The organism is Sphingobacterium detergens, assembly GCF_003610355.1.
In the GTDB taxonomy this organism is placed as follows: domain Bacteria; phylum Bacteroidota; class Bacteroidia; order Sphingobacteriales; family Sphingobacteriaceae; genus Sphingobacterium; species Sphingobacterium detergens.
Genome location: NZ_RAPY01000004.1, coordinates 329,398 through 350,982, shown reverse-complemented (window position 1 = coordinate 350,982; position 21,585 = coordinate 329,398). Strand labels below are relative to the sequence as shown.

The 21,585-nt window shown below is 40.2% G+C and carries 14 protein-coding genes; 4 read left to right on the top strand and 10 right to left on the bottom strand.

From position 1 onward, the window contains the following. Nucleotides 1-7 precede the first annotated feature (7 nt). The 8 genes from DFQ12_RS19955 to DFQ12_RS19920 form a co-directional block, all read right to left on the bottom strand. Nucleotides 8-2,581 carry a tetratricopeptide repeat protein gene (locus tag DFQ12_RS19955; RefSeq protein WP_120260804.1) on the bottom strand — a complete coding sequence of 858 codons (2,574 nt, stop codon included), beginning with the start codon at nucleotides 2,579-2,581 and terminating at the stop codon, nucleotides 8-10. A gap of 8 nt (nucleotides 2,582-2,589) precedes the next feature. Then, the gene (locus DFQ12_RS19950; protein WP_120260803.1) at nucleotides 2,590-5,067 is read right to left on the bottom strand and encodes a tetratricopeptide repeat protein; all 2,478 of its coding nucleotides are present in this window, start codon (nucleotides 5,065-5,067) and stop codon (nucleotides 2,590-2,592) included. Between the two features lie 210 nt (nucleotides 5,068-5,277). After that, nucleotides 5,278-6,090: a hypothetical protein gene (locus tag DFQ12_RS19945; protein ID WP_147420446.1), complete on the bottom strand. Its 813-nt coding sequence runs from the start codon at nucleotides 6,088-6,090 to the stop codon at nucleotides 5,278-5,280. A 176-nt stretch (nucleotides 6,091-6,266) separates the two neighbouring features. Further along, a complete protein-coding gene (locus tag DFQ12_RS19940) occupies nucleotides 6,267-6,971 on the bottom strand; it encodes an NUDIX hydrolase (protein ID WP_120260801.1) in 705 nt (234 codons plus the stop codon). Nucleotides 6,972-6,975: 4 nt separating this feature from the next. Beyond that, nucleotides 6,976-7,890 (bottom strand): cysteine hydrolase family protein, encoded by a 915-nt coding sequence (locus DFQ12_RS19935; RefSeq protein ID WP_120260800.1) that lies wholly within the window; start codon nucleotides 7,888-7,890, stop codon nucleotides 6,976-6,978. A 63-nt stretch (nucleotides 7,891-7,953) separates the two neighbouring features. Continuing rightward, nucleotides 7,954-8,736 (bottom strand): NAD(+) synthase, encoded by a 783-nt coding sequence (gene nadE, locus DFQ12_RS19930; protein ID WP_120260799.1) that lies wholly within the window; start codon nucleotides 8,734-8,736, stop codon nucleotides 7,954-7,956. After that, complete coding sequence (locus DFQ12_RS19925) at nucleotides 8,726-10,234, bottom strand: nicotinate phosphoribosyltransferase (protein ID WP_120260798.1); 1,509 nt, start codon at nucleotides 10,232-10,234, stop codon at nucleotides 8,726-8,728. The genes nadE and DFQ12_RS19925 overlap by 11 nt, the downstream gene beginning before the upstream one ends. Continuing rightward, nucleotides 10,227-11,036, bottom strand: coding sequence for a phosphoribosyltransferase family protein (locus DFQ12_RS19920; RefSeq protein WP_120261024.1), 810 nt, complete (start codon nucleotides 11,034-11,036; stop codon nucleotides 10,227-10,229). The genes DFQ12_RS19925 and DFQ12_RS19920 overlap by 8 nt, the downstream gene beginning before the upstream one ends. Before the next feature lie 992 nt (nucleotides 11,037-12,028). Here DFQ12_RS19920 and DFQ12_RS19915 point away from each other — a divergent pair. The 3 genes from DFQ12_RS19915 (at nucleotide 12,029) to DFQ12_RS19905 (ending at nucleotide 14,472) form a co-directional block, all read left to right on the top strand. Beyond that, nucleotides 12,029-12,523 (top strand): hypothetical protein, encoded by a 495-nt coding sequence (locus tag DFQ12_RS19915; protein WP_120260797.1) that lies wholly within the window; start codon nucleotides 12,029-12,031, stop codon nucleotides 12,521-12,523. Continuing rightward, nucleotides 12,516-13,472: a hypothetical protein gene (locus DFQ12_RS19910; RefSeq protein WP_147420445.1), complete on the top strand. Its 957-nt coding sequence runs from the start codon at nucleotides 12,516-12,518 to the stop codon at nucleotides 13,470-13,472. The genes DFQ12_RS19915 and DFQ12_RS19910 overlap by 8 nt, the downstream gene beginning before the upstream one ends. A gap of 322 nt (nucleotides 13,473-13,794) precedes the next feature. Further along, nucleotides 13,795-14,472: a YiiX family permuted papain-like enzyme gene (locus DFQ12_RS19905; RefSeq protein WP_120261023.1), complete on the top strand. Its 678-nt coding sequence runs from the start codon at nucleotides 13,795-13,797 to the stop codon at nucleotides 14,470-14,472. A gap of 1 nt (nucleotide 14,473) precedes the next feature. Here DFQ12_RS19905 and DFQ12_RS19900 read toward each other — a convergent pair whose 3' ends face one another. Continuing rightward, nucleotides 14,474-15,676, bottom strand: coding sequence for a M20 metallopeptidase family protein (locus DFQ12_RS19900; RefSeq protein ID WP_120260795.1), 1,203 nt, complete (start codon nucleotides 15,674-15,676; stop codon nucleotides 14,474-14,476). Nucleotides 15,677-15,939: 263 nt separating this feature from the next. On the opposite strand from DFQ12_RS19900, the gene DFQ12_RS19895 reads away from it, so the two are divergent. After that, nucleotides 15,940-17,139 (top strand): MFS transporter, encoded by a 1,200-nt coding sequence (locus DFQ12_RS19895; RefSeq protein WP_120260794.1) that lies wholly within the window; start codon nucleotides 15,940-15,942, stop codon nucleotides 17,137-17,139. Between the two features lie 269 nt (nucleotides 17,140-17,408). Here DFQ12_RS19895 and DFQ12_RS19890 read toward each other — a convergent pair whose 3' ends face one another. Next, nucleotides 17,409-21,584, bottom strand: coding sequence for a hybrid sensor histidine kinase/response regulator transcription factor (locus tag DFQ12_RS19890; protein ID WP_120260793.1), 4,176 nt, complete (start codon nucleotides 21,582-21,584; stop codon nucleotides 17,409-17,411). Nucleotide 21,585: the final 1 nt, after the last annotated feature.

Here is a 21,585-nt window from a genome sequence, read left to right as displayed (position 1 = left end):
GTGCAGGTTATTTTTTCTTTTTAAACAGTTTACTAAAAAAGGATGAACCACTATTTTCTGTAGGTTCGTCCTTTGCTTCTACTCCCCCAATTTTCTCATTCGCCCAAATCAACAATTCGGGTTCAATATCCAATTCGTGTTGTCGGGCAAAGTTCGACCAGTAGGCATGTTTTTCCTGATCCATAAAGTCGGGATCATTTTTATAATAACTCAATAAGCTTTCTGTAGCAGACTCATAAACACTATAATGATTTGCCCGCTCAAAATAATGAACGGCTTTTTTACTGTCCTTTTTAAATTTTAACCCCGTATCATACATCAAACCGTAATAAATATTGGAATAGCTATCCGCTTTATCTTTCTTCAGATAAACAAGTAGACGGTCATAGTCATCTAAACTATAATAAATCGAAGCAATATTGCGATTATTTTCAACCAGTTTCAATTCCGCTTTTTTGTAGTAATCCAATGCTTTTTCGAGATCTTCCTCTACATAGGTCCCACTAAAATAGAAATAACCCAAGTTGGATAATGCATAGCCATTCCCAAGGTCAGCCCCTTTGTTATAGGCCTCAAAAGCTTTTTTTAGATCCGAAGTATAGCCTATTCCATGCTGATAAAGATAACCGATGCTATTCCAAGAAGCTGCATACCCCTTTCCGGCGGATCGCTCATAGTATGCAATTCCTTTTTTCAGGTCTAGAAAACGTTTATCTTCATTATCGGTATCCGTATAGATATTACCAAGTTCATACATACTGCTTTCATTGTCCTGATCAGCTGAAAATGTAAAGTAACGGATAGCATTTTCGACGTCTCCATTTCTGCAGCAATCCATGCCCATGTGATACAAGGTATAACTATCATAAGCAGATTCAAAATCTACGCCCCGATCCGATTTCCACTGGGTAAAAAAAAGGTCAAAAACCTCAAGCTCCTTCCCTTCCAGCTTGTCCAATGCCTTGATATAATATCCATACTGATCTTGAGGCACCTCTTCCAATCCCTCATATCCTTTATTGAACAGTTTGCCGTCGCGCAACATCATTAGATCTTGATAATGCCGTACACTACCACAGATAAAATCGAAGGATTCACTCAGTTCTTTGCTATCAGTATCGTAGTAATAATACCCGCCCACCTGATCTTGCAGGATAAAATAGTCCATCAGCGCATAGCTGATTGTGGCATAATGTGCTGACAATGGTAGCAGCCAGCTTTTAGTCTCCGTGTGATAGATTCCTCTTTCCGATTCGGTTTGGATGATATAACAATTATAGGCACCATTACCAAAATCGGCACCTCCCTGTATAGATTTAATCGTCAGATCTTGCAGAAAAAAACCCTTGCTAGCGAGGTCATACAGAAAATATTTGCCTTCCGAAAGATAATATAATGCGCTGAGCCCATTCATGGCATTTAGCACAGCCACATCTTTTACCAAAAGGGAGCCGTCTGCTGCATGGACTGATTTCTTTTTTTTATTGTTTAAATTGACCGCGTAAAAATCAAACAACAATTCGTTCAAAACCCCTTCTGGATATTCGCCCAATAGAGCGCCCTGATTGGAATAATATTTACGTAGTTTGCTGTTTGCTATCGGTTGATAAATAAAACCCTCGTAGTCTATTTCAAAAGGCTCATCAGAACCTTTCGTATGAAAGCCCTTACCTTCGGCATCGATAATATCATATTTTCCGTCCCGCTGTCCCTGATAGAATCCATAAGCAAAATCGTCCAAAACCGCATAGTTTAAGGGAATAATTGTAGCTCCAGTCTCCACGTCCACCAAGCCATATTTGCCCGCTAAACTCACTTTTCCTACAATCGTACCACGGCCGCTCTGTACAGGCGCTGCAGAGGCGTACATACAAGGGATGGTCTCTTCGCCCTTTCTATTTAAATAGCCAAACAAACCTTCTTTCGCAACAACTGCAAAGCCATTGTAATCAAAGTCTCCGATCTCGTCATAACAGGGTTCGACTTTTACCTCAGCCTTCGCATTCCGGATTCCCCAGCGTCCATTTTCTTCAAAAAACTGGTTATCAAGGCTATCAATCGCTTCCGTATTCCACCAGCCCAATCCATAGTTGCTCCACTCAGCTTCTAACATCGCTAAAAAAGAATCATAGCCTGAGCGGCTCAAAATAGGATAAAGCTCTGATAACGACTGCTTCTCTATTGCTTTTTCGTAATACAGGTCCTTCTCATGAATTTCAAATGCAAAATCCTTTGCTTGTTGACTATGTTTCACCTCAGACATATTAAAAACATCACGCGCATTGATCTGGAAGCATTCAAATGGAAGTCCATGCAGAAAATCGAACATTTTTTCGATGGTCAATAGGACAGCAGCATTGGATATCAAGTTATACTCCTGAATAAGCAGATCGTAGAATTTCCTTAATCTTAAAACACCTGCTTCTTTTTCAGCATATACCAAGGTACCTTTTGCTTTTGGATTTGCGGCAAACAGGGGCAGCAACAAATCTGGAATGACATAGTTCCATTCACCCAAATAAGCATGGAAATACTCCTGATCTTTTTTATCAGTGTTATAAATATAAATTCGATGTGCCATATTCTTTTTTATTCTTCAATATCAACGTCATTGTTTTTGGCAAAATCCAACCAAAAGTTGTATTTAGCGGTATCTGCAAACGTTCCATTTTTATAGTAATACAAGAGACGATTGACGGCATAAGCATAGGCTGCGTTTTCGTTTGCCTGTTCATAGTAACGCAGTGCCTTCACCATATTCTGTTTTACGCCCCAACCTTCCTCATACAAAATACCATAATAAATCGCAGCATACTGTCCGTCTTTATCCTTTTTCAGATAAGGTAATAAATTGGCGTAATCTTTCTGTTGGTAATAAATTTCGGCTACCTGCGCATCGTTATTGATGCCGTCTTTTTCAGCCTGCTTAAAGTAGTGTAAGGCCTGCACATAATCCTGTTCCAGATGTTCCCCTTCATAATACCAATTGCCAAGATTACTCATTGCTTGCGTTTCCCCTAGCGCCGCAGCTTTTTGGTAAGCCTCTAAAGCTTTGGGAATATCAAGCGGAAGGCCGAGGCCCGTAGCATAGATGAACCCTAAGTTCGTCCAAGCTTGTGCATGATCCTGTGCGATAGCCTGCTTGTAGAAGCCGATCGCTTTAGGAATATCCAGAAAATCTTCATGATCTGTATCGCAATAGATATTGCCGAGAAGGTATTGGCAGTCGGCGCTACCTCGGGAGGCACCGATAGTCAACAAAGGTATAGCCTCGGTTATCTTACCGGCCCAATTTAGTTTTCGCGCTTTTTCGTATAACGTCTCGTTATCAAGATAAGATTCGTACCCCGTCCCCTTTCGTTTTGTCCATGCTTGATAAAATTGCACAAAGTAGCTCTGGTCAGCTCCCTGCAAATTATATTTTTCGGCATACAAACGGCCAAATGCTGTTTCAGGAAATTCAGCAACATTTCGCTTTAGATCTACATAAAACAGCCTTTCGCCTTTAAATAAAAGTAGGAATTCACCTTCGCTTCGTTCCGGATGTGGATCATGAATCGGCGCACTGACATAATCATAAAGTTCGCTACAGAAATTCACTTTTGTATCAAAATAGCGCATTCCTTCGGATTGTTGGATACGCATAAAGTCCATATAGCAATATTCGATTTTTAGATAAGCCGGATCAGGTTCGAGTAGCCATTGATCAAGATAGGCTTCATATATCCCCTGCCCTTCAGCACAGGCGACAACAAAGACATCTTTTCGGAAGTTTTTAATGCTATCGACCAAGATTTTAGCAATAGATCGATCGACTAAGCGGAATAGATCATGCGCAAGTGCGTAAATCTGCCATTGTTTATTTTCCAGGTATGCGATGCTACGATAGTCATCCAGAACAATGATACGATCAATCTCTTCATCCAACACAGTACCATCAGGCTTGATGATTGAAATCTTGCGCTGCAACTTATTGGGTTTGATCCAGAAATAGGCGTTGGGAAGAGCCTGTAGGCTATCTTCCAGAAAACTGCCCAAATAGTGACCATCCATGCGAAAGTATTTCCGCTTCATGGTCCCTTTTTGCCGCTTATAAAAAAGCTTACTGTAATCGTATCCAAAAGGTTCATCCGCCGATTCGGTAATAACCTGTGTTCCATCAGCGGCAAAAAGAAAATAGTTATCACCTTGCTTTGCATTCAAAAAACCACGGGCAAACCAGTCCAGATCATCATAGGCAGCGGGTAATGAAAGTTGCTTGCTATCAATATTCAATATACCACGTTTCCCTTCGATTTCAACCTCAGCATAATTAACCCCATCGACAACATGCGCGTCAAATGCTTCAACGTACTGACAGGATACGATCTCCTCTCCCCGATCATTGATGTAACCAAATAGATGATCCAGTTCAACCAAAGCAATCCCTGCTTCATTGAACTCAAATAGCTCATCATATTTTGCAGCGACCAGAATATTTCCAAGAGTATCCTTTAATCCTTGTTTTCCATTTTCTTCAAAGACTTCGGTTCCCTCCTGCTGAAAAGCATGCTCTTCCCACAAGCCCAAACCATAGTTAATCCAGTCTGTCTCGAGCATTTCCAGAAAAGTATCATAGCCTGATAATTGCAAGATCTTCTGAAGAGGATCCAAACTCTGCTGCTCAAAGGCCTGTGTGTATAAAGCTCCCGTCGTCCTGATCTCATCAACCCAGTCACTTGCCTGTTCAGTATGTTTTTCTACATTCATATTGAAGACATCCCGTCCATCGATTTGAAAGGTATCGAATGGCAAACTTTCCAAAAATTCAAACATCTTGTTGACCGGTTCGGCATACTTCTTTTTGTAATGCAATTGATAAACATCAGCAAGCAGCGCATAAAAATAGCGTAACCTTGCAATACCGTCTTCCTTATTGGCATAGAGCTGTGTTCCTTGGGAACGGATACCCGAAGAAAATAGCGGGAACATCAGAGCTGGAATTTCATAATTCCATTCGGCCAGATGTGCTTCAAATGTTTCTTTTGTTTTAGGATTTACGTTATATATATAAATTAGATGCGCCATAACCTTATTGCTCGATAGTCTTAAAATAGATCGCGCTTACCTCAATACGATGAAAACGGCAAGCACTGTACCTGATGCAGTAAAAATACAGCTATTATTAAATATTCTGCTTAGCGGAAAACAGGGATTTTTCCTTTTGCTAATTCTTACTTGCAAGGGCAGTTTGCCAGGAAAAGCAATTTGAGATTCGATGCATCCCTATTGATGACATCAATTTTCGGAAATAATATCCAGTCTATAGAAACTCGCTCGCTTATCATGCGGTGCTCCATAGAAGAAATTCCGAAAGTATAGCTGCTGATCTCCATTCCAAAAAATATCTTTTAAAGTGCAAAACTCAAAGTTATTATTCCAGTCCAGGGGAATCTGCGCATAGGTCAGATAGACCTTATTTTCCTTTTTTTGCAAAAAGTAACTGGAACATTCCTGTCCACCATACATTCCATTCAATCTATATTTCTTATGCTTAGAGAAATAAACATAGTCTAAATTACCGATTTCTTCAATATCCCATTTCCCCTGACGCAAATCAACTGCCTGATCTGTTGTATGTCCTCCTTCCAACAACAAAACCTCTTCCGATGGAAAATATTTCACAAACATATTCTCCAACAGATCAATGGCACCTTCTGTTTTTCCGGCCGTTAGTAAGCGACCATCATTAAGTCGTACTTGAGCAATTACATCCCCCTCCATCAATGTATCAATTTCCATGGCCTTACCTGGAATATAGTCTCCAAATACGACACGGCCCTGCAATAGCTTTTTCGCGACTTTTACATCGCTGATTGAAGCGATGGTATCTCTCTTATAATCGGCCTTTTGCTGTTCCTTAAAAAAGCTGACCGAATCTATCTTATAAATTCTGATCATTTTATCCTGAAAGACAAGCGAATCGACCGCTGGCTTTTCGCTTACAATAGCCTCCTTTATTGGAGGAGAAACAGGATTTTTTACCTTGTTTTGTTGACATGCCATACATAACGACAAAACAAGACCAGCGCAATAAAGTACTTTATTCATATTAACAGATAATTCACCATTAAGATATTTCAATCTAATATCGTATTTCAGTCACATAATAGGAAAGGTAAGTCAATTTCAGCGCTATGACAATCGACATTCGACTTGTAAACGCTAAATATTGAGATGAATAAAGGCTCATGAAACAACATGAGCCTGATGGATAAGGTAAATTGTCAGATTTCGAAGTAAAATCCTGTTTCTTTGAGTTCTTCGTATTTTTCTTTATCAAAACTATAGATTTTTGCTGCTCTGGCATGTCTATCCTTTTGCATGTCGCTATGGTCGATCAACAGATCCATGCTCAGTATCTTTTTGCGAAAATTACCACGATCTATCGAACGCTGCAGAATTGTTTCATACAATTTGTGCAGGTCAGGTAAGGTAAATTGTGCCGGCAGCAGTTCAAATCCGATGGGCTGGTAACGGATTTTACCTTTGAGGCGTTCGACCGCAACAGACAGGATCTGTTGATGATCGAAAGCCAAATCAGCTACCTCCTCCAAACTAAACCATTGAACCGCATCGATATCAAGTCCGGCCTCCAGGATATATTCGTTAGGTTTAACTAAAGCATAATAGGCAATACTGATGACCCGTCCTCGAGGATCACGGTTTAAATCCGAAAAAGTATAGAGCTGCTCAAGAAAGATATTGCTGAGCCCAGCTTCTTCGGACAATTTACGTAGCGCACATTCATCCGCAGTTTCATCCTCCTGAATAAAGCCACCGGGAAATGCCCATTTCCCTAAGTAAGGTTCTATCGCCCGTTTGGTTAATAACAGTTTAAGTTGATTTTTTTCAAAACCAAAGATGACACAATCGACTGTAACGGCGGGTCTGGGGTATTCGTAGTTATATGTTTTTGGAGTACTGACCATCTTGTTATAAAATTACGTCTGTGGACTTTTTGATCTGTATGCCGTATTTTTCACGCAGTGAGTCAAAAGCCTGCAGTGTAGCCTCTTCGAAACCAGCAATAGGTGACATACAGTCTATCAGTAGGGTAATGCGGGACGTAATCGCTTTATCCTCCGCAAAATATTCCAATATCTGCATTGCAGATGCCAATACACAGTGACTTGATGCCTGTCCAGCGATATAAATGGCATCGTAGGCCTCGATAGCCTCGAGCACGGCATGATTGACAAATTTATTATCGTCGTATTCGGCTTTGATGATACCGTACATTTCAGTGTAGGGATCCTGTCCCTTATAGACCAATAGGGGTTTGACTTGACGTACAGCGCTGTGAAAATAGAGCATATTGGTAAATTGATTTTCCAATTGCGCCCCTGAGCTGCCCTCTAAACAATGATAGGGCCAGATGCAAAGCTCCTTTTTCCCTTCGGCTTCTAAATTTTTAAGATACGCTAGAGATTGTTCAGCTGTGTCCGCATTGGCGACAGTCCAGGTTCCATCGATAAGATTCTCGTGACGGATGACCGTAAAAGGTTTGGGCTGATTTCCTTGCTTATCCACCCACCAGTCTGCATGGAAAATCTGCAGCAGTGAATGACAGTCAAGGCTACACATGACCTGTGTCAGAGAAGCCATATTGTTGTACATCCATTGGGTCAGCCGTTGTACATCAGCACGCGAACCTGCTACCGGTAGACTGCCAATGGATTCCATAAAATCGTTCTGTACATCAATCGCCAAAAGCAGTGTCCGCTTTTTATCCGATGCAGCAGGCAGGATTTGCTCCTGCCCAGCCAATGACAGTATGGACGGAATATGATCCCCTTTTTCGGATGCGATCTCTCTTACATCAACAATCTGTTCATATCTTGTTTTCATCTTCAATAATTATGTATTGTATGTGTCCTAAACCTAACCTTTTCCTATCAGCTTTACTTTTTACTAGCCTTTGAAAGTTGGAATCGCAGCAAACTTATGAGCAGACTGTTGTTGACGTCTACGGATCAGTTCATCTATCGTCGGATCACCGGATGTACCAGTCAGAATAAATCCGTCAATCTGTGCATAGCTCATGCCCAATTCTTCTTCATCTGTCTGTCCTTCCCATAGACCTGCTGAAGGACTCTTATATTGAATGGATTCGGGGACACCTAAGTATTTTGCCAGTGTATATACTTCTTGCTTGGTCACCATGGCCAAGGGATTAAGATCATAAGCGCCATCTCCCCATTTGGTAAAGTAACCCACGGTCGCTTCGGCCATATTGCCGGTACCGATCACAAAACGGCTTCCCAATTGTGCAAATTGATAGAGGTAAGTCATGCGGACCCGTGGCCGGATATTGGCTAAGCTCAAGACACGGTTGGATTCGCTTGAAGCTGCAATATAGGCTTCGTTATTGATGGTCAGCGCATCCACCGCTGGTTTGATATCAAAGATATGGTAGGGAAAATCAAATTTGTCAATAAGCTCCATCCCATGTGCATGACTCTTGCTATTGTTCATGTCGCTACCATAGGGCATCATGACCAAATGGACATCCACCTTCGCCAAGTGGCATAGGCAAGCAACGACACTACAGTCAATACCACCGCTCATACCAAGCACCAAACCCTGACGGTTTGCCGCATTCACTTGTCCCGCAATCCATGATGCCATTTGTTGTGCATACTGTTCAACGTTTTCATCATTGATGAAAAACGGTTTTCTTAGGTTATTTTCCATATACTCTTATTGATTCTGTTTGTAATCTATTTCTTATTTCCTTAAAACTAGCCGTGCTGACAAAGGCCCCATCCACAAAACATTCTTTGAGCAGGTTGCTATCATTCAATTGTTTGATGGTCGTTGGATTGAGATCGTCTATCAAGCGAAAATCATTGTTTTCAAATACAACGGCAACCATACCTTTTTGGGATTTCTTAAAATTACCGGTGTCTGTGGCCGGTCTTTTTTGAATAGCTTTAAACTGACCGGCCACAATTTCGGCCGTTCCCTTTAAAGCGAAGCCAAAGGTATCTCTTGTGACATACTGATAGGTATAGGATCCTATTCCCAGTATTGTGTTGGTCGAGGCAAAACCTTTCGCCATCAAACCTTCGCAGATCTTAGTTGCCCGTTCCACGGTGATGGAGTCGCCATATACAACACCGATATGTGGATCAAGTTCTTTGAAGCCTTTCGCATTGACCGTCCCGCCAAAGAGTTCAAATAAACGTTCGACAATCCCTTTTTGAACTGTTTCGTGGTCAGCTTCCGGATCACCACAAATAATCTTAACAGGATCGCCACTGTCTGGCCGAATGACAACCTTGCCTTCCCGTCCCATGATCAGTTCTTTCAATTGTGGCAATACATGATCCACAACATGCCATAGGTCATAGGTATCGGACACAATAGAAATGTTTCCGCCGGGGTAAACCTCCGTAATCAAATGTCGGAAGGCTTCAACCTCCTGTTCACCGTAAGAACACATCACACTATGCTCTGTTGAAGGCGTGTACATCATGACATCACTTGTGGCTCCGTAATAGGTTTTGAGGTATTCCCGAACGGAGAGTGTTGCGGAAACGCCGAAGCTTAGTAAATGTCCGCCGGCAGTGCGATAAGCCGTTTCAGGCGATCCCATCCCCCGCATAGAGAAGTCTCCAGCTTGAGTGAATACTTTATTGATATCACCAGTTTTTTCAGCAAAACCTGTCAACAATCGCTTGTATTGATCGGCGATAGTCGCAGCGGTCATTGGTGACCAGATATAAGCGGAGAGTTGCGTTTCAAGATAACCTGGCAACCAGAAGAAATCTGGATGGGTATTCTCGATCGTAAACATCGGCACGCCTATCGGTACGAGACTCCCCTCTTTCAAGGCTTTCACCTTAATCGGAAGATAACCCAAACGATGTAAATCGCGTATATGTTGTGACTGATGTGTGCTCGCAAAATTACTATTGGTCATCGCGAACACTTCACGAATGGCTTCTTCATACTGCGCGACAACTGCTTCCTCAGGTTGGGCGAAAAAATATTCATCGAAAGAATTACTGATCTCCGCCAAAGCCCCCTGCAATCCAAAGAAGGCAACATGGCTTATTCCTGCGATCCGTGACATCCGGGGAGTCCAAGTTTCGTATACCCATTCTGTATGTGCTGGATATTGATCCTTGTGACACAATTTGTAACCGTCCGTCCAGAGAATCGGATTTTTGCTCATTGCTCTAAACATAGCTTTCAGTTGTTAAGTTGATATAATTTAATTTCGGATGCGTAGTGTTCATCATAGAATCTGTGGTGAAAACAAGGTCGATCGGTGAATCTTCCTCCAACAAAGTACCTTTGAAAATCCTTGGCTCACAATGGGTCACCAACAGGTAAATTTCACTTGCCCCCATCTCCTTTAGAATTTTTCCTGCCCAGAGAAATGTTCCACCTGCAGAACATAAATCATCGACAATTATGCATTTGGCACCTTTTACAATGTTACCTGTTTTTAATTTCATCGCTTCAATACGTCCCGTCTGTGGGTTGCGTTGCTTTTCAAAGACACAGGCATCTTCGTAGCCACTATTTAAATAGCGTGCTGCTGCCCCTTTATCCGGAAATACAATTCGGTCATTATCTGAAAATTCGAGTTTTTCCATTAGTTTCGGCAACCAATCTAGCGCAGGATAAATCGCCACACTATTTTCCAGTAATGTGAGGGTTGTTTCGGAATGTGGTTCTACAACGTATACTTTATCAAACTGCAAACTATTGATAAATGCAGCGACATATTTTAGGGTAAATAGGTCGCCCTCAATTTTGCGGTCCATACGACTATAGGGCATATAACGAATCCATAATTTACAACTCGCCCCTGCTTCTTCAAGTCGCTTCTTGACAAAAAACAAACGGATCAAATCGCCATCTTCCTGATAGGTAAATTCGAGCAGATTATCCGCTTTGATCCACTGATCGAAATCCTTCACTTTCGTTTCACCATTTGGAAACTGTTCGGTGATGAGCTGATGTTTATTTAATATAATCATAGTTTCATTTTTTACAACCACTCTAGTTGAGTACTTTTTACTCAACAAATATGCGTATTATTTTCACTTTGACAAAACTTATTGAGTACTTTTTACTCAATAAATCAAAATAAAGATACAATCAGCTAAATATCAGTGAAATAAATTTTATTAAAAACACTTTATTCCCTAAATTATCAGGATATCTCTTCTCAAGATCTTTACTCAAGTACGCGTTATCCCAAAATAATATTTTTCCAAAATCATTGAATAATGCGGACAACAGACCTTTATAAACAATAAATCACGTTCATAATGAAAAAGATCCAAAACGAAATAAATCTACTTTTCAAAGACTATAGGCCGAATATCGGTTTTTGTAGAAATTTACTCCATATAACATCAGCACTCCCTGAAAACACATGAACTCCTAGCCATTTCAATATAGCTTTCGGCCATTTCAACACTACAAAGTTGCAACTGTCATCATCAACAGCTCAGGATAGACCTACGACAGCTCATCCTTGATTTACAATAAGCCGTTGTTGTTGTTGTTGTTGTGCAATGAACGATAGATCATCACAGATGGTCCTGCAGTGATGATCTTTCACCCTAATCATATCACTCTTGTCCCATTGGTGATTTAAGGGGGCGCAGGAATGATGTAAGATGACTAAAGAGTGATGCACAACTGTAAGTAAACACTCACCCCAAAACAGTGCTTCATTTACAGGAAACGAAGCTTTTTGACCAAAAACGCATTGATGGGGGCTATTTGCGACACAAGTATCCGATCATGGCGATAAAGTTGTCGCATACCGCCCCCATCCTAACAAAACACACTTTTTATATTTGCCCCTCGAATTAACAGAATACTTAACAAAGTTAGGGGTATAAAATTAGCTGAATACAGGGATAGTATCTTTCGCTGAAAACCGGATCTTTGTCTTAAAGACAAACAAGTCAAACGAACGGATCGCGATCGTTGACTGCCAAAAGAATAAAATATTCGCATGAACAAAGCAAATTTAATCAATAAGGATATTGAAGCTATTTTACAAACTGAATATCAGGACATCACGCAGTTGGTCGAAGATTATCAGGACGTTCCAGTCAGTGAGGAAAATCAGGAAGCCTTATACGCCTATAACCTGCTTTACATGAATATACATTCCTTATCGGAACAGGAATATCTTGATGCGTTCAATCAATTGGGTGAAAAATACCCCAATTACGGTCTAGCGGCAGAAAATGACCACAAAAGAACGATTGCCGAACTGGAGAGGTTGAAACAGGCGTTCAGCCAACTATGCTTACAAACCGAGCAAGGGCAGTATTTACTTCAACTCAAACTCAAGAGTATTGATCTGGACATTCAAGTATATCGAAAACTGATGCAATTGCCGATTACTCCGGCCATTCAAGCAGAAATAGATCTACTGGAATCAGACTCCTATAAACTTATAGATGAGATCGAAGCAATTTTAATACAATATGTTGATGAATAAGCCGTATTTCATTCGAGCATTGCTTTTGCGAACATCAACGTACATATGCTGTTTATTCGTTAGTCTAAGCACAGTCCTATTGCCGCAGGAGACTTGGGCGGCTACGCCTGATCAACTCCAGCACCAGTCGCTCAGCCCCTATTCAATCAGTGACGATGGCTATTTACACTACAATCTACAGGTAAATGATAGCAGCTATCTTGCTATAGTATTGAATCTGAATACCCTATTCCCAGGCACAAATGTCGAGAATCTTAGGCTGAAACGGTATGAATTAACTGACTCAGAACTTAAAATTACTAGTTATCAGGGGTCTCCCATTTCTGTTAATTATCAGGCTACTGATAACGAACTCAAAATATTAAGAACCGGCAATCTACCATCCGAACCTGGATTGGACGGTCATTTATTTTCTTTGAACTTTATCAGGGAACTGGAAACTTTATTTACAGTAAATGATTTAGAGCAATTAAAGCGACTCAACTGGGGGACCGTCCCCAAAGAAAACATACTCTTGTTTTTAAGCCAATTGAACGATTTCTCAAACACAGCAGAATTTGGTTACAATGCGATCCACAATATGTTAGCCAGTAAAAACTACGCTGTGGCAAAGTTCTTTTACAACTCATTTTTGACAAAGAATAAGAATTTCAATGACTTCGAATTGCTTAAAATGGCGATCGAACAGGACGACTTGGATTTTATCAAAAAAACATCCTTAAACAGTTTAAACATCTGGGGTATAGATGAAGTCAAATTCGACTACAGTTTTACACAATGCACCTTGCTCGGTAAAGCAATACAACAAAAAAACAAGGTTATCGCACGCTATCTTTTGGGTCATGGTGCTTCAACAGACAAGGTATACAAATATGAAACAGAAGTACTTAATGCAATTCAATTCGCAGAGCAGGTGAAAGCAAAAAAGCTATCCGATCTTTTTAAATAAAACAACACTTATCACACACATCAAACTATCTATCATCCTAATAACTAAACTTAAAAACAATTCATAGCTATAAGATAAGGATAACAACTTATGCTATGCACTACTTCTGGTGGTATAGGGATTGAATAGCAGCATAGCTATTTAAAGGAATAACAAGATTGAAAAAGCAATTCATAATCAGCGCATACTAACAACAGCTAAAATAACGTTACCAAAATAAGGTCATACAGATAAATCTATAAATTATGCCGATACGTTTCGTATCTTACTGGAATAAACGATAATAGCAGATGATATGTCCTATTTAAAAAAAATTATACAGATGAAAAAAATAGCTGTATTTATCCTGATAATCATTTGCACGTTGCTGATCGGGCGATCTTATTTCCATATTAATGCAACGAAAGCTCAAAACGGATCTTTAGATAAAAAAGTTAACAGTAGCGCGATGCTACCTCAGTTAAAAGATGGCGATATGATCTTTCAGTCATCCGTCTCTCCTCAATGTAAAGCTGTGCAACTAGCGACAGGTTCTCCTTACTCTCACTGTGGTCTTATTTTTCACGAGGATGGAAAACCTTATGTGCTAGAGGCTGTTCAACCCGTCACAGTTACCAGCTTGACGGATTGGATCGCTCGAGGAAAAAACAAACATTATGTCATCAAACGACTTAAAGAAGCAGACAAAGTACTATCAAAAGAAGTTTTAGCTAAAATGAAGGGAATCGGTGAGGGATTTTTGGGTAAAAACTACGATGCCACATTCGAATGGTCGGACAACAGAATTTATTGTTCGGAACTGATCTGGAAAATCTATCAGCGCGGTGCCGGAATCGAAGTAGGCAAACTGGAAAAACTCAAAGATTTTGACCTCAGTAGCGCCGAGGTCAAAAGCAAACTCAAAGAACGTTACGGCAATCAGATCCCTTTGGAGGAAACAGTAATTTCACCGGCATCTATTTTCAATAGTGAGCTTTTGACAACGGTAGCAAGCAACTAATTTAAGACTCGTTCAAGAGGGACAGTGCAGCATTTACAAATACTGAAATTCCTATTTTAAACGCCTTTTCGTCGAGGTTGAACTGAGGATTATGAAGCCCATGTTGAGTCGTATTATCGTTATTATTCGTCCCTACCAATATAAACAAAGCTGGATATTGATAAGAGTAATAAGCAAAATCTTCTGCTGCCATCCAAATTTCCAAATCCTGTACCACTTCATTCCCCATGCTTGTCTGTATGATATTTTTCACCTGCTGGGTCAATTCAGGGTTGTTGTTCAACGCAGGATAGCCATGTCGAACCTCGACATCCACTGTCGCTCCCAAAGCTACAGGTAATGTTCGTGAAATTTCGGCAACTGTTTCCAACGCTTCTTTACGCCAGGCTTCGTCCATTGTCCGGAAGGTTCCGGCCAGTTTTACTTCTTCAGGGATAACATTAGCTGCCCCTTCACCGATAAAACGACCAAAAGTCAGTACGGATGGGATATCCGGATTCGCCTTACGGCTGACCACTTGCTGTAAGGTCGTGAGCAGTTGTGCAGCGATCATAATTGGATCTATGGCCCGATGTGGTTCAGCAGCATGACCACCACGCCCTTTGATCGTCATATAAAATTCATCACTCGAAGCCATAAACCTTCCTGGTCGTAAACCTATTTTTCCCAACGGAACACGTGGACTTACGTGCATTCCCAAAATAGCCTTAATCTTTCCACCAAAAGATTCCAATATACCGGATTCCAAAATCTGGATTGCCCCACCGGGAATTTTTTCCTCCGCAGGCTGAAACAGTAATACAATCTTTCCTGAAAATTCAGTTTTATACCCCTTTAAGACAGAGGCTACACCCAATAGATTTGCTGTATGAAAATCGTGTCCACAAGCGTGCATGACGCCTTCATTTTTAGATTTATAGAACACATCATTCTGCTCATGAATAGGTAACGCATCAATATCAGCCCTTAAAACCACAATAGTATCACTAGGTGATTTTTCGCCCTCCAATAGGGCAACCACACCAGTATTGGCCACAAGTTTAAATGGGATATCGAGTGCGGTTAATTGTTCCTGGATATAGGCACTAGTCTCATATTCCTGAAAAGATAACTCAGGATGCTGATGGATATGCCGACGGATAGCAACGACCTTTGGAAAAATAGCATCAATTTCAGCGTTCAGGTCTTTCAACAAGTCATTCATTATCGAGATATTAGTTAAAAACGATAGTTCTATTATGATAATCTTATATAAATCGTCCAACAAGTTAAGTTAAAAATGTTGTATGCCAAAGCCAAGAGAAGAAATACCAAGTCTATTATCGCCCCCACTAATCGTCATAATGGCGTCAATATTGTTGCTTTTGGGGCATTGTGATCAGGCTGTTTGATTTTCACAATAATTTGTTTGAATTCTATATATTTTGTATCCATCAATGGAATTATTTTTGTCGACAAATTATCACGATGGAAAAAAACACTAAACCCAGACAATCTTTTGTTCCAACGATACTGGCTTTTGCACTTGTTCCAATTACAGGTCTTGCTACTGATATCTATCTTCCTTCGATGCCTCAAATGGCCTTGGAGTTTGGTCTCAGTGAAAGCCGTATCCAGTTAACACTATCATTGTTTCTAATCAGCTACGGTGTAGCTCAATTCTTTACCGGTGCGCTCGTGGACGCATGGGGTAGATACCGGATCAATCTAATTTCGTTGTTCCTTTTTATCCTTAGTTTTTGGATCACCGCCACCACAAATGATATCTGGACAATTTACTGCATGCGTATTTTGCAGGGTATTCTTTCAGCATTCGTCGTCATTTCCAAACGGGCTTACTTTGTCGATGTGTACGAGGGCGAGCAACGCAAGCACTATCTCAGTATCATGACCATCGTCTGGTCTATTGGACCTATTGTAGCCCCCTTTATTGGTGGATACTTACAAACGCAGTTTGGATGGCGTTCAAATTTTATGGTCCTCGCAGTTTATAGTGCGGTACTTTTTGTCCTGGAATTTATCTTCTCTGGCGAGACAATTAAACAAAGAAAACCGTTACACGTCAACTATCTTATCGGCGAATTTAAAATGATGTTAAAGACAAACGATTTTACTTTTGGCGTGTTGATGTGCGGAATATCTTACGGATTAGTCATGTTTTATAACCTTAGTGGCCCATTTTTTATCGAGCATCAATTGGGTTACGGAGCAATCACGACAGGCTACACCTCACTTATCATGGGATTAGCTTGGATGTGCGGTGGTTTTATTGGAAAAGCGCTGATCAAAAGAGCCTTAATACCGAAGTTGCGAATTGCTAATTTTATTCAGATTATCCTGGTATTATTGATGATTGTGGTATCCCCTTATCAGACAAATTTATATACACTGACTTTCTTCGCATTTGCGGTACATTGTTCCGCCGGATTTATATTCAATAATTATTTCAGTTATTGTTTGGGTCGATTCCCATTGTCAGCAGGAATAGCCGGCGGATTGGTCGGTGGAATTACTTACCTGTTAACGTCCTCCCTGAGTTACGGTACAGTCAGTTTAATAAACCCCTCTTCTCAACTTGAAATCGGATTGGGATACGCTGTATTTGCGGCTTTGGGGCTGCTCACACTTTTTTTTATCAGTAAGCTAGCTAAAACGAATAGGCTATAGCTAAAACACATAAAAGACTTTGTCGATTTTAAGCTACACAATCCAATAAGGTTGCTAATTTATTTTCAGGTGAAGTTTAAAACAGCTATATTTGTACTATCATAATTTAGGTTTATAATTGGTTATTGAAGGTTTTCATTCTCCCCGTTTGAAAACCTTTTTTTATTGATTCGTTTTTTTATTAAGGTATTAATGAACTCGCTACGCCTGGTTTATTGGCCAGAAAGAACCTTCAGTTGATTTTCATGGTTGTTGGTGCTTGTGAGCCCTTAATTATTTTTAACACTAAATTTCTCGATATAGGTACGTGGACTTTCTTTATAGAATTTCTTAAAGGTTTTACTAAAATATTTTGGGTCATTGAAGCCTACTTGATAAGCAACTTCGCTAATACTCAATTCACTATTATTCAACAGTATTTGTGCTGCTTTTTTCAGACGTACCATATTGATAAATTCAACCAGATTCAAACCAGTTTGCTGTTTTATCTTACGGTATAAAACTGATCGGCTCACGCCTATAGCCTTCGTCAGCTCCTGCACACCGAAATCCTCGCAGCCTAGGTTTTCCTCCACAATACGCAATACCTGATCCAAAAAGCGTGTTCTTTCGGTAGTCTCTGTCCCCTGTCCTCCCAAAAGATAATTTTGAACAAATTTTTCCTCCAAACGTTTTCTCGTCTGTATGATGTTTGATATTTTCTGAATCAAATGTGGCATACTGAACGGTTTGGTAATATAATCATCAGTTCCCACTTCGAAAGCCTCGGTGATATAGGGGTCTGCGGTTCGCGCCGTCAATAAAATAACCGGAATGTGATTAGTGCTATTATCATTCTTTATTTGTTGCAACAGTGTTATACCATCACAGTTTGGCATCGTCACATCTGAAATAATAATATCCGGTTGTTTGGCGTGAACCAATGCCAGCGCCTCGTTTCCATCGTTTGCTTCTAAAACCACATATTTCTTGCGTAGGTTTTCGCAAAGAAAACATCTCAGCTCGACATTATCTTCGGCAACAAGAATAATCGGCTTCTCATCTGCTGTCCGGTCATTTTCAACTTCCACAAGCTCCTGATCATCGACCAATTGAGCAGACTGTTCAGAGACATTCGTTTCTTCAATTCCGCTTAACATATCGGTTGTAAATGAAGCATCTATATGTACATTCTGCTGCGGCAGACTGATCCGAAAGACTGTATTATAAGCTAAAGGTTCTGCGGCCATATTACTTTCAACAGTTAACAAGCCGCCATGTAAATGGATAATGGACCTTGACAATGCAAGTCCTATACCACTACTAGTGGCCACAAAACCCTCGGTGTTTGCCTGATAGAATTGTTCAAATACAAAGGGTATATCTTTTGCGGGGATGCCTCTGCCGGAATCCCAGACGGAAACAAGTAATTTAGCCGTATCGCCATTACCATCAAGTTCAACTTGTACTTTTATCCGTCCCCCCTTATCGGTAAATTTAAAGGCATTGTAAATCAAATTGACAAGCACTTTCTCAAACTGCTCAGGATCAAAATATGCATGGTAATCGGTGGAAATATTATTCTCAAGAAAAAACTGGATATTATTCTTCTCTGCTATAAAATGGAAGTTTAATAAAACATTTTTAAGATATTCGGATACAAGAACTTTCTGACTGTGCAGTTCCATTTTTCCGCCTTCATGTTTCCGGAAATCAAGTAGCTGATTGACCAAATTCATCAAGCGATCAGCATTTCGTGTGGCGTAGCCCAGATGTTCCTGTGCATAGTCAGATAGCGAATGATCCGTTTTCAATTGATTCAATGGCCCTATAATCAAAGACAGGGGTGTACGGAATTCATGCGAGATATTTGTAAAGAAATTCAGTTTGGCTTCATGCAGTTCCTCCTGCTTCTCGGAAGCAATCTTTCGGATCAAAAGATCACGTTTTAGTTTATTTCTACCATGAAAAAAACGGATAATCAGGAACACAATAAAACCCAAAATCAAGAAATAACCTGTATAAGCCCACCATGTTTTCCAAGGTGCTGGGAGAATTCTTATTTTTAAAACCCGCGCCTTTTCATTCCAGATACCGTCATTATTTGCCCCTTTTATCCAGAGTTCATAATTCCCCGGATCCAAGTTTGTATAGGTAGCGACTGGATTGGTGACATAATTCCATTCCTGATCAAAACCTTTTAAATAATAGGCATAGTTATTTTTTTCAGGATGAACATAATTTAACACGCTGAATTCAAGACTGAATACATTCTGATTGTGATCTAATACCAATTCATCCATCATGGATATGTCCTTGGGGATTACACCATCAATTCCGGGTCTAACAGTACGATTAAACAATTTAAGATCAGTAAACTGTATCGGTGGAACATAGCTATTGACGCTAAGACTGTCTGGATTGAATAGGGTAAAACCAGAAAAGCTACCAAAAGCAAATTTTCCGTCCCGCAGTATGGTGGCTGCATTTTGAATATATTCATTACCAGGCAAACCATCCACTTTTGTATAACTTCTAACACTTCCTGCTTGCGGATCGAAACAGGTAATCCCTGTGTTTGTGCTTAGCCACAATTTGTTCTTTAGATCACTCAGAATACCAAAAACATTATTGACTGGAAGGCCATTTTGTTCATTGAAACGTTTAAAGGCTTTCTTTTCGGGCAGATAGCGATTTAAACCTCCCATATAGGTTCCAATCCAGATTTGTCCTTTTCTATCTTCGTGAATACTAATAATATCGTTACCACTGATCGACAGCGAGTCATTTTTGTGATTCAAAAACGATATGAACTTATCGGTACCTGCTATTTTAAGATTTAGTCCATTAGAAGTACCGATCCATAAATTACCTCTGGAATCCTCCATGAGTGCTCTGACCATATTTGAGCTCAACTGCTTGCTCCCTACATTGAAAGTTTGGAAATAGCCTGGCTTTTGATTTTTCCGTTGCACCTGCAAACCACCTCCAAATGTTCCGATCCAAATATCGCCCTGGCGATCCTCCAGTAGTGCATACACGTTATTATTAGCAAGCCCATTTGCCACATTTGGATCAAAACGAAAATGTTCGTAAGTCTGCTGCCCTTTACGTCTTAAATTTAATCCACCATCATAAGTGCCGACCCATAAATTACCCTCCCGATCGCGACAGATAGACTTTACATTATTATGGCTTAGGCTTCCCGCACTACTTTTATCATGTCGCTCGTTAAAAAATGAATTGGTATATCGGTTGAAATAATTCAATCCACCACCCTCTGTCCCAATGACTAGCTCGCCATTTGGATTCTCTAAAAAAGCACTGACAACATTGTAGCTCAAGCTATTTCGTCGAGATTGATGGGTGAAATTTTGGAAATTGGGGATATCTTTATCGTAGATATTAATCCCGCCAAAATAAGTACCGATCCAGATAGAGCCTCTTTTATCCTGAAATATCGGTCGAATGGAGTTGTTACTCAAACTATTGGGATTGTTATCGTCAGCCTGTATAAATAATATTTTCCCGTTTCGGTATAAATAAAGGCCATTGAATGTTCCAATCCAGATGCTCCCATCGTCAGCCTTCTTCAAAGAGCGTACATCCTGATTTGCCAAATTTGCAGCAGGACTATCATCAGTATTCAAAGAAGATACCTCTCCTGTATTTTCATTGATTATTTTTATGCCGTTGTATTTTGTTCCTACCCAAAACACACCGGGAGCAAATTCCAGAACGGCCTGAAATCGTTGATTTACTTTATTAACCAATCCTTTCTGATTGAAATAGGTCCGCAACACTTTCAATCTATTGCCATCCCTGGAAGCTGACTGCATCAGCACGATTGCATCATCTGTACAAAACCATAATCTTTTCTTCCCGTCCTCGTATATCGTTCTAAAATTTCTAAAATACGAGCGGCCATTGCTCCCTTCAACCGTAATTTCATTGAAAACAAGTTCTGCCTCCAAATGAGCACCTTCTTTTATCCGATATAATCCAACATTTGTAGCAATCCAAATTACACCATTTGAATCTTGGAAAATTTGATGCACATTCACTTCTATTTTCCCACTTGTGCTCTCAACGACTGGTAAAGGAATGCGCGTAAAATTATCTGCATTCCGATTGTATAAATTAAGGCCGCCTGTTGTCCCTACCCAAAGTCGTTGTTTCTTGTCCTGGGTAATTGCTTGTATAAAATTATGTTCCAGGGAAAGGCTATCCTGCGGATTGCTTCTATAAATTGTAAACTTACGTGCATCATATTTATTCAGGCCATCACGGGTACCAATCCACATAAAGCCCAGGTGATCTTGTTCGATAGCAAAAACACTCCCTTGTGATAAACCTTCGTTTACATCAAGATGTAAAAAACGATAGTTCTTCTCCTGTGCATTAGAAATAGAAAGGACAAACAGCGTACTAAAAACCCAAAGTATACAAATACGTAATGGCATCATG

Bases quoted from the DNA above. Each gene is read 5' to 3' on its own strand.
- DFQ12_RS19925 (WP_120260798.1), bottom strand. From the start codon at position 10,234: ATGTTTAGAGCAATGAGCAAAAATCCGATTCTCTGGACGGACGGTTAC.
- DFQ12_RS19950 (WP_120260803.1), bottom strand. From the start codon at position 5,067: ATGGCGCATCTAATTTATATATATAACGTAAATCCTAAAACAAAAGAA.
- DFQ12_RS19905 (WP_120261023.1), top strand. From the start codon at position 13,795: ATGAAAAAAATAGCTGTATTTATCCTGATAATCATTTGCACGTTGCTG.
- DFQ12_RS19900 (WP_120260795.1), bottom strand. From the start codon at position 15,676: ATGAATGACTTGTTGAAAGACCTGAACGCTGAAATTGATGCTATTTTT.
- DFQ12_RS19955 (WP_120260804.1), bottom strand. From the start codon at position 2,581: ATGGCACATCGAATTTATATTTATAACACTGATAAAAAAGATCAGGAG.
- DFQ12_RS19920 (WP_120261024.1), bottom strand. From the start codon at position 11,036: ATGATTATATTAAATAAACATCAGCTCATCACCGAACAGTTTCCAAAT.
- DFQ12_RS19935 (WP_120260800.1), bottom strand. From the start codon at position 7,890: ATGAAAACAAGATATGAACAGATTGTTGATGTAAGAGAGATCGCATCC.
- DFQ12_RS19915 (WP_120260797.1), top strand. From the start codon at position 12,029: ATGAACAAAGCAAATTTAATCAATAAGGATATTGAAGCTATTTTACAA.
- DFQ12_RS19940 (WP_120260801.1), bottom strand. From the start codon at position 6,971: ATGGTCAGTACTCCAAAAACATATAACTACGAATACCCCAGACCCGCC.
- DFQ12_RS19910 (WP_147420445.1), top strand. From the start codon at position 12,516: ATGAATAAGCCGTATTTCATTCGAGCATTGCTTTTGCGAACATCAACG.
- DFQ12_RS19890 (WP_120260793.1), bottom strand. From the start codon at position 21,584: ATGATGCCATTACGTATTTGTATACTTTGGGTTTTTAGTACGCTGTTT.
- DFQ12_RS19895 (WP_120260794.1), top strand. From the start codon at position 15,940: ATGGAAAAAAACACTAAACCCAGACAATCTTTTGTTCCAACGATACTG.
- nadE (WP_120260799.1), bottom strand. From the start codon at position 8,736: ATGGAAAATAACCTAAGAAAACCGTTTTTCATCAATGATGAAAACGTT.
- DFQ12_RS19945 (WP_147420446.1), bottom strand. From the start codon at position 6,090: ATGAATAAAGTACTTTATTGCGCTGGTCTTGTTTTGTCGTTATGTATG.